Annotated in this window: 15 protein-coding genes and 2 riboswitches; of the genes, 10 read left to right on the top strand and 5 right to left on the bottom strand. The window is 69.9% G+C overall.

Translation table 11 applies throughout. From position 1 onward, the window contains the following. Positions 1-59 precede the first annotated feature (59 nt). The 4 genes from ACWD6P_RS09985 to gcvT all read right to left on the bottom strand — a co-directional run bounded on the left by ACWD6P_RS09985 (position 60) and on the right by gcvT (position 4,923). Positions 60-1,712: an APC family permease gene (locus ACWD6P_RS09985; protein WP_451443544.1), complete on the bottom strand. Its 1,653-nt coding sequence runs from the start codon at positions 1,710-1,712 to the stop codon at positions 60-62. 238 nt (positions 1,713-1,950) lie between these two features. Beyond that, positions 1,951-3,210 (bottom strand): serine hydroxymethyltransferase, encoded by a 1,260-nt coding sequence (gene glyA / locus ACWD6P_RS09990; protein ID WP_451443545.1) that lies wholly within the window; start codon positions 3,208-3,210, stop codon positions 1,951-1,953. A 77-nt stretch (positions 3,211-3,287) separates the two neighbouring features. Continuing rightward, the gene (gene gcvH, locus ACWD6P_RS09995) at positions 3,288-3,665 is read right to left on the bottom strand and encodes a glycine cleavage system protein GcvH (RefSeq protein WP_451443546.1); all 378 of its coding nucleotides are present in this window, start codon (positions 3,663-3,665) and stop codon (positions 3,288-3,290) included. Positions 3,666-3,795: 130 nt separating this feature from the next. Beyond that, a complete protein-coding gene (gene gcvT / locus ACWD6P_RS10000; RefSeq protein ID WP_451443547.1) occupies positions 3,796-4,923 on the bottom strand; it encodes a glycine cleavage system aminomethyltransferase GcvT in 1,128 nt (375 codons plus the stop codon). 33 nt (positions 4,924-4,956) lie between these two features. Then, positions 4,957-5,074: riboswitch (glycine riboswitch) on the bottom strand. Then, positions 5,075-5,170: riboswitch (glycine riboswitch) on the bottom strand. It abuts the riboswitch before it with no gap. Positions 5,171-5,397: 227 nt separating this feature from the next. Here gcvT and ACWD6P_RS10005 point away from each other — a divergent pair. From ACWD6P_RS10005 to ACWD6P_RS10045, 9 genes are all read left to right on the top strand, one after another. Next, positions 5,398-6,123, top strand: a complete 726-nt coding sequence (locus ACWD6P_RS10005) for an AAA family ATPase (RefSeq protein WP_451443591.1) — start codon at positions 5,398-5,400, stop codon at positions 6,121-6,123. Positions 6,124-6,230: 107 nt separating this feature from the next. Next, positions 6,231-7,028, top strand: coding sequence for an enhanced serine sensitivity protein SseB (locus ACWD6P_RS10010; protein WP_451443548.1), 798 nt, complete (start codon positions 6,231-6,233; stop codon positions 7,026-7,028). A gap of 73 nt (positions 7,029-7,101) precedes the next feature. Beyond that, a complete protein-coding gene (locus ACWD6P_RS10015) occupies positions 7,102-7,902 on the top strand; it encodes an enhanced serine sensitivity protein SseB C-terminal domain-containing protein (protein WP_451443549.1) in 801 nt (266 codons plus the stop codon). A 414-nt stretch (positions 7,903-8,316) separates the two neighbouring features. Next, positions 8,317-9,315: an ABC transporter permease gene (locus ACWD6P_RS10020; protein ID WP_451443550.1), complete on the top strand. Its 999-nt coding sequence runs from the start codon at positions 8,317-8,319 to the stop codon at positions 9,313-9,315. Positions 9,316-9,408: 93 nt separating this feature from the next. Further along, entirely contained in the window at positions 9,409-11,160 is a 1,752-nt protein-coding gene (locus ACWD6P_RS10025) for an ABC transporter substrate-binding protein (RefSeq protein WP_451443551.1), read from the top strand. Positions 11,161-11,238: 78 nt separating this feature from the next. Beyond that, positions 11,239-12,249, top strand: a complete 1,011-nt coding sequence (locus ACWD6P_RS10030) for an ABC transporter permease (protein WP_451443552.1) — start codon at positions 11,239-11,241, stop codon at positions 12,247-12,249. Continuing rightward, positions 12,246-13,400 (top strand): ABC transporter ATP-binding protein, encoded by a 1,155-nt coding sequence (locus ACWD6P_RS10035; protein WP_451443553.1) that lies wholly within the window; start codon positions 12,246-12,248, stop codon positions 13,398-13,400. Before ACWD6P_RS10030 ends, ACWD6P_RS10035 begins: the two co-directional genes overlap by 4 nt. Next, complete coding sequence (locus ACWD6P_RS10040; protein WP_451443554.1) at positions 13,397-14,512, top strand: ABC transporter ATP-binding protein; 1,116 nt, start codon at positions 13,397-13,399, stop codon at positions 14,510-14,512. Before ACWD6P_RS10035 ends, ACWD6P_RS10040 begins: the two co-directional genes overlap by 4 nt. A 103-nt stretch (positions 14,513-14,615) precedes the next feature. Then, positions 14,616-16,046, top strand: a complete 1,431-nt coding sequence (locus ACWD6P_RS10045; RefSeq protein ID WP_451443555.1) for a M1 family metallopeptidase — start codon at positions 14,616-14,618, stop codon at positions 16,044-16,046. A gap of 25 nt (positions 16,047-16,071) precedes the next feature. On the opposite strand, the gene ACWD6P_RS10050 is transcribed toward ACWD6P_RS10045, so the two are convergent. Then, positions 16,072-16,707: a trimeric intracellular cation channel family protein gene (locus ACWD6P_RS10050; RefSeq protein ID WP_451443556.1), complete on the bottom strand. Its 636-nt coding sequence runs from the start codon at positions 16,705-16,707 to the stop codon at positions 16,072-16,074. Positions 16,708-16,811: 104 nt separating this feature from the next. On the opposite strand from ACWD6P_RS10050, the gene ACWD6P_RS10055 reads away from it, so the two are divergent. Then, on the top strand, positions 16,812-17,660 hold the full coding sequence (locus ACWD6P_RS10055) for a thioesterase family protein (protein WP_451443557.1): 849 nt from the start codon (positions 16,812-16,814) through the stop codon (positions 17,658-17,660). The last annotated feature ends 79 nt before the right edge of the window (positions 17,661-17,739 follow it).

Here is a 17,739-nt window from a genome sequence, read left to right on the forward strand (position 1 = left end):
GGCAGGAGGTACGTATCTGCGCCGTTTGTCGAGAGTAACCCGGACCCGGCGCGGTGCCGTCAGACGGAGACCATCGGTCGTCCGTCCTCAGGGCTAACAGCGGGTGACGGGACGGCTGCGGAGCCGGAGGACGCGCCGGTCAGGCCCGTCGCGCGTGCCTGGACTCCGGCACGTACGGCCCAGAAATAGAAGGCCGGGGCCGTCAGCGCGACCAGGGCGATGTCCAGGCCGTCGGGGATGATGCCGCGGCCGCCGAAGTCCGGGCTGCCCAGCGCCGACAGCGCCGCCATCCAGACCAGGAAGAGGACCATCCACCAGGCCGGGCGGAACTGCCGCGCGAGCGACCGCTCGCCCTTGCGCCGCAGCACCAGCACCGTGACCGGCACGGACACCAGCGTCAGCACCGCGACCTTGCCGGTGTCCGGCCACTTCGACCAGTACAGGGCGCAGGCGGCGAAGGCGAAGGTGACCGGGCACAGGATCCCGGCGGCGGGCAGCCGGAAGGGCCGGGGCAGATCCGGCTCGGTCCGGCGCAGGACGCCCACCGCGATCGGACCGATCAGATACGAGATGACCATGGCCGCCGAGACCACCCCGGCCAGCGCCTGCCAGCTGCGGCCGACGGTGAGCAGCAGGAGGACGGAGAAGCCGAGGTTGAGCCACATCGCCGGGCGCGCGGTGCCGTAGCGAGGGTGCACGGCCGCCAGCTTCTTCGGGAAGAAGCCGGTCTCGGCGAGGTTGGTGACCATGTACGCGGCCGAGGCGACATTGGCGATGTTGGAGCCGGCCGGCGAGATGAAGGCGCCGAACTGCAGCATCGTGACGACCCAGTGCAGCATCAGCAGCTTGGCGAGATCGGCGAACGGGGAGCTGAGGTTCACGCCCTGCCAGCCGCCGGCCCGCTCCAGCTGCTCGGGCGGCACCGAACCCAGGAACGCGGTCTGCAGCGCCAGGTAGATCACCAGGCCGAGCGCGAGCGCGCCGACCAGGGCGATCGGGATGGCCCGGCCCGGGTTCTTCGCGGCGCCGCCGAGATTGACCACGGCCTGGAAACCGTTGAAGGCGAAGATCACTCCGCAGGTGGTGACGGCGGTGAGCACGGCCGGCCAGCCGTACGGGGCGAAGCCGCCGTGCGAGGTGAAGTTCGAGGTGTGGAAGCCGGACCCGATCAGCGCGGCGACGGCGAGCACCGGGATGGCGAATTTGACCAGGGTGAGCACCGTGTTGGCGCGGGCCAGCAGCTGGACCGACCAGTAGCAGGTCAGCCAGAGCGCGACGGTCAGCGCCAGCGCCACGCCGGTGCCGGCGACGGTGAGGTGGTGGGTGGCCGGGTCGACCAGCCCCTTCGTCCAGCCGAAGCCCCAGGACGTCATGTACTGGGTGGCGGCGATCGACTCGATCGGGATGAGCGAGGCGACCGCGATCCACACCGCCCAGCCGGTGAGGAAGCCGAGCACCGGTCCGTGCGAGAGGTGGCCGTAGCGGGCCATGCCGCCGGGGATCGGGTAGGCCGAGCCGACCTCCGCGTAGGACATCGCGATCATGCCGATGAAGACGGCGCCGATCACCCATGCGACCAGCGCCGCGGGGCCCGCCACCTGGGCGGCGGCACCGGCGCCGAAGAGCCAGCCGGAGCCGAAGATCGAGCCTATGCCGATCATGATGAGGGCGAAGAGGCTGAGCCCCTTGCGGTCGCCCGCGCTCATGTCCATGGGATGTGTCGTCCGTCCTGCCGTCGTGATGTGCCCCCTTGCGGTGGGAGGCCGCTGCTGTCTGCCGCTGACACCTTATTTCTCGCGTATCACCGGAATTCCCCCGCGATTGCGTGCGGGTGGCGGGGAACGCGGGCACGCAGACGATGAGCCCGGGACCAACGGCCCCGGGCTCACGGCCCGTTCAGCCTCCGCCCGCCGGCCGGCGGGCGGTCGGCGGATCACCGCATGAGACGCGTCACAGCGACGGGTACAGCGGGTACTTGTCCGCGAGCGCCGTGACCCGGGCCTTGAGGGCCCCGGTGTCGTAGGAGGGCTTGAGCGCCTCGGCGATGATGTCGGCGACCTCGCGGAAGTCCTCCGCGGTGAAGCCGCGGGTGGCCAGGGCCGGGGTGCCGATGCGCAGGCCGGAGGTGACCATCGGCGGGCGGGGGTCGTTCGGGATCGCGTTGCGGTTGACGGTGATGCCGACCTCGTGGAGGCGGTCCTCGGCCTGCTGGCCGTCGAGCTCGGAGTCCCGCAGGTCGACCAGGACGAGGTGGACGTCCGTGCCGCCGGACAGGACGGAGACGCCGTGCTGCTTGACGTCGTCCTGGACGAGGCGCTCGGCGAGGATCTTGGCGCCCTCAAGGGTGCGCTGCTGGCGCTCCTTGAAGTCCTCGGAGGCGGCGACCTTGAAGGAGACCGCCTTCGCCGCGATCACATGCTCCAGCGGACCGCCCTGCTGACCGGGGAAGACCGCGGAGTTGATCTTCTTGGCGAGCTCCTGGGTGGACAGGATGACACCGCCGCGCGGGCCGCCCAGCGTCTTGTGGGTGGTGGTGGTCACGACATGGGCGTGCGGCACCGGGTTGGGGTGCAGGCCCGCGGCCACCAGGCCGGCGAAGTGCGCCATGTCGACCATCAGGTACGCGCCGACCTCGTCGGCGATCCGGCGGAAGGCCGCGAAGTCCAGCTGGCGCGGGTAGGCGGACCAGCCGGCGACGATCAGCTTGGGGCGGTGCTCCTTGGCGAGGCGCTCGACCTCCTCCATGTCGACGAGGTTGGTCTTCTCGTCGACGTGGTAGGGCACCACGTTGTAGAGCTTGCCGGAGAAGTTGATCTTCATACCGTGGGTCAGGTGCCCGCCGTGGGCGAGGTTGAGACCCAGGATGGTGTCGCCCGGCTTGATGAGGGCGAACATGGCGGCGGCGTTGGCCTGCGCGCCCGAGTGCGGCTGCACGTTGGCGGCCTCGGCACCGAAGAGCGCCTTGATGCGGTCGATGGCGATCTGCTCGACGACGTCGACGTGCTCGCAGCCGCCGTAGTAGCGGCGGCCGGGGTAGCCCTCGGCGTACTTGTTGGTGAGGACGGAGCCCTGGGCCTCCATGACGGCGACCGGAGCGAAGTTCTCCGAGGCGATCATTTCGAGGGTGGACTGCTGGCGGTGCAGCTCGGCGTCGACGGCGGCGGCGACGTCGGGGTCGAGCTCGTGCAGGGAGCTGTTGAGAACAGACATGAGGCTTCCTGGAGGAGAGGCGAGAAGGGGCAGCGCGCGGCGCTGTCTTCCGGGGCGGAGTCGGGCGACGGGCGGGCTCAGCCGGCGGTGAAGGCGGTGTACTCGTCGGCCGAGAGCAGGTCCTCCGGCTCGCCGCCGATCTTCACCTTGAACAGCCAACCGCCCTCGAACGGGGCGGTGTTCACCAGTGAGGGGTCGCTGACGACGTCGTCGTTGACCGCGACGATCTCGCCGTCCACGGGCGAGTACAGGTCGCTGACCGACTTGGTCGACTCCAGCTCACCGCAGGACTCGCCCGCCGTGACCGTGGCACCGACCTCGGGGAGCTGCACGAAGACGACGTCGCCGAGAGCGTTGGCCGCGTGCTCCGTGATGCCGACCGTCGAGACGCCGTCCTCGGCGTCCGACAGCCACTCGTGCTCCTTGCTGTAGCGCAGCTGCTGGGGGTTGCTCATGGCTCGATTCTCCTGTACGCGAGGGTGTGGTCGTGAATGGGGGCACCCCTCCCGGACGGAGTCCGGGGGAGCGTCTTGCACAGTGAGACACGCTGGTGCGCGCCCCTGCCGGGCCGCCGTCGGCGATCCGCTACTTCTGCCGCTTGTAGAAGGGCAGCGCGATGACCTCGTACGGCTCATGGCTTCCACGGATGTCCACGCAGACACCCTCGGTGCCCGGTGTGGCGTACGCGGCGTCGACGTACGCGATGGCGATCGGCTTGCCCAGGGTGGGGGAGGGAGCACCGGAGGTGACCTCGCCGATCACCGTGCCGTCGGCCGTGACGACCGGGTATCCGGCGCGCGGAACCCGGCGGCCCTCGGCGACCAGGCCGACCAGCTTGCGCGGCGGGACCGTCTCGGCGCGCCCGGCCGCGGCCTCCAGCGCGGCGCGGCCCACGAAGTCACCGCCGTTGGTGGTCTTCTCGAACTTCACTACCCGGCCCAGGCCCGCGTCGAACGGCGTGGTGGCGGTGGTGAGCTCGTGCCCGTACAGCGGCATGCCCGCCTCCAGGCGCAGCGTGTCGCGGCAGGACAGGCCGCAGGGCACCAGACCGGCGTCCTTGCCGGCCTCGGTCAGCGCCTCCCACAGCGCCACCGCGTCCGCCGGCCGGACGAACAGCTCGAAGCCGTCCTCGCCGGTGTATCCCGTACGGGCGATCAGCGCGTCGACGCCGGCGACCGTGCCGGGCAGACCGGCGTAGTACTTGAGGCCGTCCAGATCGGCGTCCGTCAGCTTCTTGAGGATCCCGGGCGACTCCGGGCCCTGCACCGCGAGCAGCGCGTAGGCGTCCCGGTCGTCGCGGATCGCGGCGTCGAAACCGCCCGCCCGCGCGGTCAGCGCGTCCAGCACCACCTGGGCGTTGGAGGCGTTGGCGACGACCATGTACTCCTGGTCCGCGAGGCGGTAGACGATCAGGTCGTCCAGGATGCCGCCCCCGGCCTCGCAGATCATCGTGTACCGGGCGCGGCCGGTCTGGACGCCGCCGATGTTGCCGACCAGCGCATAGTCGAGGAGGTCGGCGGCCTGCGGGCCGGTGACGGTGATCTCACCCATGTGGGAGAGGTCGAAGAGGCCGGCCCGGGTGCGGACGGCGACGTGTTCGTCGCGCTCGCTGCCGTAGCGCAGCGGCATGTCCCAGCCGGCGAAGTCGGTCATGGTCGCACCGAGCGCGCGGTGGGTGGCATCCAGCGCGGTGCGACGGGGGGCATCAGTCATGGTTCTGGGCTCCCAGGCATGGGTGACAAGACGTTCTCCCCATCTGTCATCGGAACCTGAGAGGTTCACCGGGATCCCGCGAACGGACCCGGTTTGCACCTTGGGTGGAGCCGCCCCGTAGCCCGGGCAGTGGCTCGCTTTTCAGATCTGCCTCGCCCGCGCGGTATAGGGGCCTGAGAGATTCAAGGGAGGACTTGCTCCTTCGGCGCCCCGCCATGACGGCCGGGGACTCTCCCGCGCGGATTCAAGCGGCCGGTATGGAGTTGGCGGTGCACGGGTGAGCTGAGATGTGCACGTGGCGGCCACATCATTACACGGGATCGCCCGTTCGAGGAGCCCCGGTCGCCACCCCGTCCAGGACCACCTCCGCCACGCCGACAGATCGGACAATCGCCTTGATGGGCATTACCTTTTCTTGACACTCTGCGGGTAAGGGACGGACTCGGAACGGACCGGAACCGGACGGGGAGGGCGATCACGGTGCACAGGGAAGCGGCATTCGCGGCCACTGCAGGGGCCGTACCCCCGGACGCGCCGGTGGCATCCGCCGCCGTGTCCCGGACCAGGCGCGCGGCGCGGTCCGTCGTACGGCCGGGGCGCGGCCACACCGTCGTCGACCTGCGGGCCGGCAAGCGCACCCGCGACACCGCCGAGCTGCGGTTCCGCGCCGGTGACCTGGTCGTGGTCTCCGGGCTGCCGGGCAGCGGCAAGAGCACCCTGATGCGCCGGGTGGTGCCGCCGCTGGACAGCCGGGGCGCCGCGGTGCACCGCATCGATTCGCAGGACGTGCGCGAGCGCTGGGAGCGCGGCAGGCTGCGCCGGCTGCCGTACGGCCTGTACCGGCCGCTGGTGCGGGCCGCGCACTATCTGGCGCTGGGCCGTGCGCTGCGCTCCGGCGACAGCGTGGTGGTGCACGACTGCGGAACGCTGGCCTGGGTGCGCCGCTGGATCGCCCGGTCGGCCGCGCGCGGCGGCCGCGGGCTGCATCTCGTGCTGCTCGACGTGGCGCCGGAGGTGGCCCGGTCCGGGCAGGAAGCGCGCGGGCGCGGGGTGTCCGGATACGCCTTCGCGCGGCACCGCAGGGCGGTGGGCCGGCTGGTCGGCCGGGCGGAGGAGGCCGGGCTGCCCAAGGGGTTCCGCTCGGCGGTGCTGCTGGACCGGCCGGCGGCGAGCACGCTGGAGCGGATCGGTTTCCGCTGAGCGGACTGCCGGTTCCGGGCGCGCCGCGCCCCGCCCCCGTACGCCCGACCTCCCGTTTCCTCGTCTAGGGTCGTTGGCCAGAGAGCGTCGGGGACGGATGGGTACAGATGAACTTTCCGGAGCAGGGGATACCGCAGCTGGCGTGGCCGGCGAACGAGCTCGAAGAGGTGCTCGCCGCCTCGGTCGGGCATCCGGGCGCCGGTGCCCGGATCGTCGAGGTCCTGCGCCGCAGCCGGGTGTGGGTGCCGCTGCCCAACGGCGGCGGCCCTCAGAGCGCGGGCCTCGGCGCCCGCGGCCTGGATCTGCCCACGGTCGAGGTCGACGGGCTGGCCCATGTCCCGGTCTACAGCTCCGAGCAGGAGTTCCTGCGGGTGGTCGGCTCGCACATGTCCTTCACCGTCGCGCCGGCCGCGGAGTTCGCTCGCGGGCTGCCGCCGAAGATCGGGATCGCCGTCAACCCGGACGGTGTGGTCGGCGTCCCGCTGCCGCCGCCCGCGGTGGCCGAGCTGTGCCGGCCGGGCCGCCATGAGGCCGAGTCGCTGCCCAGCGGCGGGCGGGTGCGGCTCTTCGAGCCGGACTGGCAGGAGGAGCCGGTGGACTTCCTGGCCGCCGCCGGACTGGAGTTCTCCGGTGCCGGAATTGTCCTGACTGCCCGGCGTGCCCTGGCCAGTGTGGAGGGCGACACGCCCGCGCTGTTCGTCGGTGTCCAGGTCGCGACGTCCCCCGCCGCGCTGCACGACGGCACCGCCCGCGAGACGGTCCTGTCAGCCCTGGGACGTGCGCTCGGCGCGGTGCCGGTGCCCTGGCCGGTGCAGCTCGTGATGCTCGATCTGGCCCAGGGCGACCCGGTCTGCGACTGGATGCTGGAGCGCGTCCGGCCCTTCTACTCCCGGGACCACTCGTAGGGCAAGCCCTAAGCTTGTTGGACGACGAGCGGGCGCACCCCTACGTGCCCTGCCGACAGAAGGGACGGACCACGTGAGCGCGGGTGCGCATCAGGGACCGGCGGCGGCCGGGCAGCTGGAGCAGCTGCTGCAGCAGGTCTCGCCCGGTCGCTACGACGCCTATGAGGCGCTGCTGCAGGCGCTCGCCGCAGGTCAGGTCTGGATGCTGCTCTGGCAGGGCCGGGCCGGTATGCCCGATGCGCAGTACGGGAACATGGAGGTCGACGGCCTCGGCTACGCGCCCTGTGTGACCTCGGCGCCCGAGCTCGCCGCCTCCGGCTGGACCCGCGACCACGAGGTCGTCGGCGGCCTGGAGATCGCCGCCTCGCTCTTCCCCGACCGCTGGGGCCTGTGGCTGAATCCGCACGCCCCCGGCGGCGGTGTCGGCATCCCCTGGCTCGATCTGCGCCGTATCGCCGGCGGCCTGGACCGGCTGCCCGCCGGGCCGCTGCGGATCTCGGAGCCGGTCATCGACATCCCGCAGTTCTACGCCCTGCTGGCGCAGAACGCCCACCGCACCCCCGCCGTACGGTCGTTGCGCCGGGCCTGGGTGCAGCCCGCGCTCGGTGCCCCGTATCTGGCGATCGGGCTGGATCTGTACGACACCGGCCAACAAGCGGTGGATTCGGCCCGGTTGATGATCCAGCAGTCGATCGGCGCGGTTCCGGACGGTCTGCCGGTCTCCACGGTCGCGATGAACGACGAGTACGACCCGGTCGGGATGTGGATGCGGGCCTGCGCCCGGCCGTTCTTCGACCGTGACGGCTACACCCAGATGCCGGGCCAGGCCGCCCCGGCGCCCGCGTACGGCTACGGCCAGCCGCGCCCTTACTGACAGCGCGTCTCTCCCGCCCCGGGCGCCGGTTCCGGGGTGGATTCGATCCGTATTCCCCACGTATTCACCGCGGTTGAGGCTCCCTCCCGCGGGCGTTCGCTCCGCTCAGGCCGAACTCCTGTCCGTATAACGGAAAGCCGTGGAGCACATCACAGTTGCGCATCCTTTCCCCGTCAGGGCTGGTGACTGATCGCGAAGGGGATGAAGACTCCGGAAACAACGAGGTGCTCGGTCCTTTGTACGAGCGCCATCGAGCGTCATCCCGTACGGCGTCGCGTGAATCTCCGACTTCCGCACTGTGAACTTCCGCGATGCCCGCAGGACTTGCACGGACATGCACCAGTGATGTGAATCAGGCCGCTACCGCGGCGGGCAGGGGCCGGCCACCGTCGGCCGAGAGGGGTCAAACGCACCGTGACCGCACCGATCGAGACCACCGGGGCGGCTGCCGAGGCGCAGCCGGAAGCGGTGCTGAAAGGCGTGGAGGGCAAGCGCATCGAAGGGCGCTCGCTCGGTCAGATCGCATGGCTGCGCTTCAGGCGGGACAAGGTCGCGGTGGCGGGTGCCATCGTTGTCATCCTGCTCGTCGTCGTCGCCGCGCTCTCCCGCCCCCTCCAGGCCCTGCTCGGCCTGGACCCCAACACCCCCAACCAGGCGCTGATCGACCCCAACACCACGCTGCCCAAGGGGGACTTCGGCGGGATGAGCGGGGACCACCCGCTCGGCGTGGACCCGAAGTTCGGCCGCGATCTGCTCGCCCGGATCCTGGAGGGCTCCTGGGTGTCGCTGATCGTGGCGTTCGGCGCGACGCTGCTGTCGGTCGCCATCGGCACCGTCCTCGGTGTGATCGCCGGCTTCTACCGCGGACGGGTGGACGCCTTCATCAGCCGCATGATGGACGTCTTCCTGGCCTTCCCGCTGCTGCTGTTCGCCATCGCGATCTCGGCCTCGCTGCAGGGCGGCGCCTTCGGCCTGGAGGGCCTGCCGCTGCACATCTCGGTGCTGATCTTCGTGATCGGCTTCTTCAACTGGCCCTACATGGGGCGGATCGTGCGCGCCCAGACCCTGTCGCTGCGCGAACGTGAATTCGTGGACGCGGCCCGCGGCATGGGCGCGCGCGGACCGTTCATCCTCTTCCGGGAGCTGCTGCCCAACCTGGTGGGTCCGGTCATCGTCTACTCGACGCTGCTGATCCCCTCCAACATCCTCTTCGAGGCGGCGCTGAGCTTCCTGGGCGTCGGCATCCAGCCGCCCCAGGCGTCCTGGGGCGGCATGCTCAACCAGGCGGTCAAGTACTACGAGGTCGACCCCCAGTACATGATCGTCCCCGGCCTCGCGATCTTCGTCACCGTGCTCGCGTTCAACCTGCTCGGTGACGGCCTGAGGGACGCGCTGGACCCGCGCAGCCGCTGACGGCCCCGCCGCCACCGGCGCCCGCAAGTCTCAACCGCGTATGAAGTTTTGACGTTTGACGTTTCTCGACGAACGAAGGGGACACGGACCAACATGCGAAGGTCAGTTCCGGTCGCGGCGATAGCGGCCATCACCAGTGCGGGCCTTTTGCTGGCCGGCTGCAGCGGGGGCAAGGGCTCCGCGGACGGCTCGTCCGAGGCGAACGCCGCCACCAAGGGCATCGTCAACGCCTCGGACGCGAAGGGCGGCACGGTCAACTACGCGATCAGCGACGCCCCCGAGTCGTTCGACCCGGGCAACACGTACTACGCCTTCATCTACAACTTCAGCCGGCTCTACGCCCGCCCGCTGACCACCTTCAAGCCGGGCCCCGGCACCAAGGGCAACGAGCTGGTCCCGGACCTCGCCGAGTCGATGGGCAAGCCCAGTGACGGCGGCAGGACCTGGACGTACAAGATCCGCAAGGGCGTGAAGTACGAGGACGGCTCCGCGGTCACCGCGCAGGACGTCAAGTACGCGGTCGAGCGCTCCAACTTCGCGCGCGACACCCTCTCGCTGGGCCCCAACTACTTCCAGCAGTTCCTCAAGGACAACGAGGGCGGCTACAAGGGTCCCTACAAGGACAAGAGCAAAGAGGGGCTCAAGTCCATCGAGACCCCTGACGACCACACGGTCGTCTTCCACCTGAAGAAGCCGTTCGCCGAGTTCGACTACCTGGTCAGCGCCCCGCAGACGGCTCCGGTCCCGCAGGCCAAGGACAAGGGCGCGGACTACACCAAGTCCGTGCTGTCCACCGGCTCGTACAAGTTCGAGAGCTACCAGGAGGGCAAGCAGCTCACCCTCGTCCGCAACCCGCAGTGGTCCGCGAAGACCGACCCGCTGCGCAAGCAGCTGCCCGAGAAGATCGTCCTGAAGCTGAAGGTCGCCCAGTCGACCATCGACAAGGACCTCCAGTCCGGCAACACCCTGGTCGACCTGGCCGGCCGCGGTGTCGACGGCCAGACCCAGGCCCAGCTCCTGACGGACCCCAAGGAGAAGGCCAACACCGACAACGCGCTCGGTCAGCGCCTGGTCTACACGGCGATCAACACCACGATGAAGCCGTTCGACAAGCTGGAGTGCCGCAAGGCCATCGAGTACGCGATCGACAAGAAGGCCGTGCAGACCTCGCTCGGCGGCCCGATCCGCGGTGAGCTGGCGTCCACGGTCCTGCCGACCGACATCGACGGCTACCAGAAGTACGACCTGTACCCGCAGAAGTACAACGGCGACAAGCTGGACCTGACCGAGGCCAAGAAGCACTGGGACAAGTGCGGCGCCGGCAAGGTCACCACCACGATCCTGGCCCGCAACGACCGCCAGGACGAGGTCGACGCGGCCACCTCGGTCATCGAGTCGCTGAAGAAGATCGGCGTCACGGCCAAGATCCAGTCGTACCCGACCAGCAAGTACTTCTCGGACTACGCCGGTGTGCCGGAGTTCAACAAGAAGAACAACGTCGGCCTGATCATGATGCAGTGGGGCTCGGACTTCCCGACCGGCTACGGCTACCTCCAGCAGATCCTCAACGGCAAGGCGATCAGCAAGTCCGGCAACACCAACCTGTCGGAGCTGGACGACCCGGAGATCAACAAGCTGCTCGAGACCGCCATCGCCAACACCGACAAGGCGGCCCGCGAGAAGGCGTACGCCGAGATCGACAAGAAGACGATGGAGCAGGCGGCGCTGGTCCCGCTCACCTACTTCAAGGTCCTGATGTACCGCTCGCCCAAGGCCACCAACATGGTGTCCACCTCGGCCTTCAGCGGTCAGTACGACTACCTCAACATCGGCGTCAAGAAGTAGCAGCCCTGGAAGGCAGGTGAAGGCATTGGTGTCCGCGGGCCGGTCTGGGCCGGTCCGCGGCGCCGACGCCGCATCCCCGTGTTCTCGTACATCATCCGCAGGTTGATCAGCGCAGTGATCCTGCTGCTGATCGTCAGCGCGGTCACTTTCGGCATCTTCTTCCTGCTGCCGAAACTGGCCGGGCAGACCACCGACCAGCTTGCCCAGCAGTACATCGGAAAGGCCCCCACGCCCGCGGACATCGCCGCGGTGAAGAAGAACCTCGGCCTGGACAAGCCCGTGTACGAGCAGTACTGGGACTTCCTGAAGGGCATCTTCGTCGGCGTCGACTACAAGTTCGGTCCGGAAGCGGCCAAGTGCAACGTGCCGTGCTTCGGTTACTCCTTCAAGACGCACATCGAGGTCTGGCCGGAGATCCAGTCCCGGCTCCCGGTGACCCTCTCGCTGGCCGCCGGCGCGGCCGTGCTGTGGGTCGTCTCCGGTGTCGCCACCGGCGTGCTCTCCGCGCTGCGCCCCGGCTCGGTCTTCGACCGGATGGCGATGGGCGTCGCGCTGGCCGGTGTCTCCCTCCCGATGTTCTTCACCGGCGCCCTGGCGCTGGCCCTGTTCACCTACCAGTGGCCGATCTTCGAACGCAGCGACTACGTACCGCTGCTGGAGGATCCGTTCCTGTGGGCCCGGACCCTGGTCCTGCCCTGGGTCACCCTGGCCTTCCTCTACTCCGCGCTCTACGCCCGGCTCACCCGGGCGGGCATGCTGGAGACGCTGAGCGAGGACTTCATCCGTACGGCCCGCGCCAAGGGCCTGCGCGAGCGCAAGGTGGTCGTACGGCACGGCCTGCGCGCCGCGCTCACCCCGATCATCACGGTCTTCGGCATGGACCTGGGCCTGCTGCTCGGCGGTGCGCTCATCACCGAACAGGTCTTCTCGCTCCAGGGAGTCGGCGCCTTCGCGGTCCAGTCGATCACCGCCAACGACCTGCCGAACATTCTCGGCGTCACCCTGCTCGCCGCGTTCTTCATCGTCATTTGCAATCTGGTGGTGGACGTTCTGTACGCCGCCGTCGACCCGCGGGTGAGGCTCTCGTGACCGACTCCTCCGAGGACAAGACGAAGGCCGCGGCGGCCGGGTCCGCCGCGGCGCCCACCGAGGCGGCCCCGCGGACCGAGGCCTTCCTCCAGGTGCGGGACCTCAAGGTCCACTTCCCCACCGACGACGGCCTGGTGAAGTCCGTCGACGGGCTGACCTTCAGCCTGGAGAAGGGCAAGACGCTCGGCATCGTCGGCGAGTCCGGCTCCGGCAAGTCCGTGACCTCGCTCGCCGTGATGGGCCTGCACCGGGCCTCGCGCCAGCAGCGCAGCCGGGTGCGGATGTCCGGCGAGATCTGGCTGGACGGCAAGGAGCTGGTCTCCGCCGACCCGGACGAGGTGCGCCGGCTGCGGGGCCGCGAGATGGCGATGATCTTCCAGGACCCGCTGTCCGCGCTGCACCCGTTCTACTCGGTCGGCAACCAGATCATGGAGGCCTACCGCGTCCACAACGACGTCGACAAGAAGACCGCGCGCAAGCGGGCCATCGAGATGCTCGACCGGGTCGGCATCCCGCAGCCCGACAAGCGGGTGGACGACCATCCGCACCAGTTCTCCGGCGGTATGCGCCAGCGCGCCATGATCGCGATGGCGCTGGTCAACAACCCCGAGCTGCTGATCGCGGACGAGCCGACCACCGCGCTGGACGTCACCGTCCAGGCGCAGATCCTGGACCTGATCCGCGATCTGCAGAAGGAGTTCGGCTCGGCGGTCATCATCATCACCCACGACCTCGGGGTGGTCGCCGAGCTCGCCGACGACCTGCTGGTGATGTACGGCGGGCGGTGCGTCGAGCGCGGTCCGGCCGAGAAGGTCTTCTACCAGCCGCAGCACCCCTACACCTGGGGCCTGCTCGGCTCCATGCCGCGCATCGACCGCGACCAGACCGAGCGGCTGATCCCGGTCAAGGGCTCCCCGCCCAGCCTGATCAACGTCCCGTCCGGCTGTGCCTTCAACCCCCGCTGCCCGTACGCGGATGTGCCCAAGGACAACCTCACCCGTACGGTCCGCCCCGAGCTGCGCGAGGCCGGCAGTGGGGGCACCCCCGCCAATGGGGGCGTAGCCGGCGGGGGAGGGCACTTCTCCGCGTGCCACATGGCGCCTGAGGAGCGCGAGCGTATCTGGACCGAAGAGATTGCGCCGAAGCTGTGACCGAGACGACTGACGACCAGAACAAGAAGATCCCGCTCCAGAAGGAGCCGGCGGCGGCCCAGAGCGCCAAGGAGCCCGCCGCCCGGTCCGCCTCCGACGCCGAGCCGCTGCTCAAGGTCCGCGGTCTGGTACGGCACTTCCCGATCACCAAGGGCCTGCTCAAGCGGCAGGTCGGGGCGGTGCAGGCGGTCGACGGCATCGACTTCGACGTCCGGCCCGGCGAGACGCTCGGCGTGGTCGGCGAGTCCGGCTGCGGCAAGTCGACGATGGGACGGCTGATCACCCGGCTCGACGAGCCGACCGGCGGCTCCATCGAGTTCCAGGGCACGGACATCACCCATCTGTCGGCCGGGAAGCTCCGGCCGATGCGCCGCGACGTCCAGATGATCTTCCAGGATCCGTACGGCTCGCTGAACCCCCGGCACACCATCGGCGGGATCGTCTCCACCCCCTTCCGCCTCCAGGGCGTCGAGCCCGAGGGCGGGGTGAAGAAGGAGGTGCAGCGGCTGCTGGAGCTGGTGGGCCTGAGCCCGGAGCACTACAACCGCTATCCGCACGAGTTCTCCGGCGGTCAGCGGCAGCGCATCGGCATCGCCCGTGCGCTGGCGCTCAAGCCGAAGCTGGTGGTCGCCGACGAGCCGGTCTCCGCGCTGGACGTGTCCATCCAGGCCCAGGTCGTCAACCTCATGGACGACCTCCAGGAGGAGCTGGGCCTGACGTACGTCATCATCGCCCACGACCTCTCGGTCATCCGGCACGTCTCGGACCGGATCGCGGTGATGTACCTGGGCAAGATCGTGGAGCTGGCCGACCGCAAGGGCCTGTACGAGCAGCCGATGCACCCGTACACCAAGGCGCTGCTGTCCGCCGTGCCGGTGCCCGACCCCAAGCGGCGCACCCAGCGCGACCGGATCCTGCTCAAGGGCGATGTGCCCTCGCCGATCAACCCGCCCTCCGGCTGCCGGTTCCGTACCCGCTGCTGGAAGGCGACCGAGGTGTGCGCCACCACCGAACCGCCGCTCGTCGCGCTGCGGACCGGGCACCAGGTGGCCTGCCACCATCCGGAGAACGCCCCGGCCGAGCCGGCCGCGGCCGGTAAGGCCCTCAAGTGATCATTAACACCTGAGGACTTGGGAAAATCCCGGGCGAAACAGGGCGGGAGAGTGCAGAGTTGGCGCGATTGATCATTCATTCGCGTGTTCGAAAGGACGGCTCGTGGCACTCTCCCGTTCCGTGCGTCGCACCCCCCGCCTGATCGCCCTCGCCATCGCGGTCGCCTCGGCCGCCACCCTCGCCACCGCGTCCGGTGTGTCCGCGGCCGCGCCCGGCGCAACGCCCGGCGCTCCCGGGGTCGGCGACCCGTACTTCCCCAAGCTGGGCAACGGCGGCTACGACGCCCTGCACTACGACCTCGGCGTCAGCTACGACCCCGAGAGCGGCCTCCTGGACGGCCGTACCACCCTCAAGGCCAAGGCCACCGAGAGTCTGCGCACCTTCGATCTCGACCTGCACAAGCTCACGGTCGAGGCGGTCAAGGTGAACGGGCGGAAGGCCGCCTTCACCAGGTCCGGGGACGAGATCACCGTCACCCCCGCGGCCCGTCTGCGCAAGGGCGAGCGGTTCACCGTGACGGTGACCTACGGCGGCATACCGAAGCCGCTCGGCGGTCCCATCCTGTTCGGCTCCGACTACGGCTGGATGAAGACCAAGGACGGCGTCTTCGTCGCCTGCCAGCCGAACGCCGCCTCGACGTGGTTCCCCTCCAGCGACCACCCCGGCGACAAGGCCACCTACGACATCCGCATCGACGCCCCCAAGGGGCTGACCGGCGTCTCCAACGGCCGTCTGGTCTCCTCGCACGTCAAGGGGGACCGCTCGTACTCCCACTGGCGCGAGACCAAGCCGATGGCGACGTACCTCGCCACGGCCACCATCGGGAAGTTCGACGTGCGCACCGGCACCACCCCCGGCGGCATCCCCATCTACGTCGCCACCGACCCCACGCTGCCCACCGGCAAGGTCGACGTCTACGGCATCACCGCCGAGGCCACCGACTACTGGTCGAAGGTGTTCGGCCCGTACCCCTTCGAGGAGACCGGCGCCATCGTCGACGACATGCCGCAGGCCGGCTTCTCGCTGGAGGTGCAGTCCAAGCCGGTCTACTCGGCCGTCCGCGACGAGACGACCATCGTCCACGAGCTGGCGCACCAGTGGTTCGGCGACTCGGTGTCGGTGAAGACCTGGCCCAACATCTGGCTGAACGAGGGCTTCGCCACGTACAGCCAGTGGCTGTGGGAGGAGCACAAGGGCCGCACCAGCGCCCATGACGCCTTCCGCAAGGCCTACGCCTCCCGCCCCGCCGACGACCCGTTCTGGAAGATCAAGGTCGGCGATCCGCAGCGGGACACGATGTTCGACCGCGCCGTCTACCAGCGGGGCGCGATGACGCTGCAGGCGCTGCGCGAGCGCATCGGCGACAAGGCGTTCTTCAACCTGCTGCCCACCTGGACGCGTCAGCACCGCTACGGCAACGCGGAGATCTCGCAGTTCATCAAGCTGGCCGAGAAGATCTCGGGCCAGCAGCTGGACGATCTCTTCGACGCCTGGCTGTACACGGCCCGCAAGCCGGCGCTGCCCGGGAAGTAGGCGTTGTAGGCGTTCCCCGGCCGGGTCAGTCGGTGTCCTTGGGGCCCTGCCGCGGCCGCAGTTGCTGCGGCCGCGGCAGGTGCAGCCCCAGGTAGACCGCGCCCATCCGGAGGGCGAAGACCACCCCCGCCGAGATCGCCGCGGCGGGGGTGGCGCCCGTGCCGAGGTGGTGCAGGAGCAGATAGCAGCAGCCGCCGGCCAGCGCGGCGATCGCGTACACGTCCTCGCGCAGCAGCAGCGGGGGGAACTCCCCGCACAGCACATCGCGGATGACCTCGCCGGCGACCCCGGTCAGCACGGCCAGGATGATCACGGCGAGCGGGGTGGCGCCCGCCTGTATGGCGGCGCGGGCGCCGATGACCGTGACGACGGCGAGCCCGATGGCGTCCACGACCAGCAGCGCCTTGCGGGGCAGCGACCAGAACCGCAGATAGACCATGGTGCCGACGCCGACCGAGATGATCACGGTCAGCAGTACCCAGTCGTGCGTCCAGTACAGCGGCTGCCGGTTGAGGATGAGATCGCGCAGCGTCCCGCCGGAGATGGAGGCGGCGAAGGCGAGCACCAGGCCGCCGAAGGGGTCCATGTTGGCGCGGTAGGCGGCCAGCACCCCGCTCGCGGCGAAGGCGGAGACGCCGACCAGGTAGAGCACATGCAGCATGGCGCTCATCATCGCAGCCCGGAAGGGACGCCTCCGCTCCCGGTCGTTCACGATCGTTAAAACTGACACTACCGGTCGGTAACTATTCGGTGTAGCGTGCCGCCATGGCAATGGCGACCATCGGTAACAGCGAGTTCGACCGCGACACCGCGGTGACCCGGCGCGCGCCCGGCGTCTACGACGCGCACCTCTCCGCAGGCTGGACGATCATCCAGGCGGTCAACGGCGGCTATCTGCTCGCCCTCATGGGCCGGGCACTGGGCGACGCCCTGCCGCACCCCGACCCGATGTCGGTCACCGCGCACTACCTCACCGCCTCGGTCCCGGGCCCCGCCGTGATCCGTACCGAGGTGGTCCGGGCCGGCCGCACGATGTCGACCGGCACCGCCAGCCTGGTGCAGTTCGCCGACGACGGCAGCGAGGTCGAGCGGCTGCGGGTGCTGGCCTCGTACGGCGACCTCGGCGCGCTGCCCGACGACGTGCGCACGACCGCCAAGCCGCCCGCCATCCCGCCGTACGAGCACTGCCTGGGCGCCGACAGCGCCCCCGGCGAGCGCCCCGCCATCCCCGGCAGCACCGCCATCGCCGACCGCCTCGCGCTCCGGCTGGACCCGGCGACCGCGGGCTGGGCCGTCGGGACGCCGTCCGGCAAGGGCGAGATGCGCGCCTGGTTCGGTCTCGCCGACGGCCGGGAGCCCGACCCGCTCTCGCTCCTGCTGACCGTCGACGCGCTGCCGCCCACCGCCTTCGACATGGGCCTGTCCGGCTGGGTCCCCACCGTCGAACTGACCACCCACATCCGCCGCCGTCCCGCCCCCGGCCCGCTGCGGGTCGCCATCACCACCCGCAATCTGGCGGGCGGCTTCCTGGAGGAGGACGCGGAGGTCTGGGACACCGAGGACCGACTGGTGGCGCAATCACGCCAGTTGGCCAGGGTCCTGCTTTCGGCATAGGGCGGCACGCCTGGCCGGAACCTGCCGTGCCGGCCCCTGTGGAGGCCTCTTTTCGCAGGTGGCCACCGGTATGGAAGGG

This window comes from Streptomyces sp. NPDC002446 (assembly GCF_053595675.1).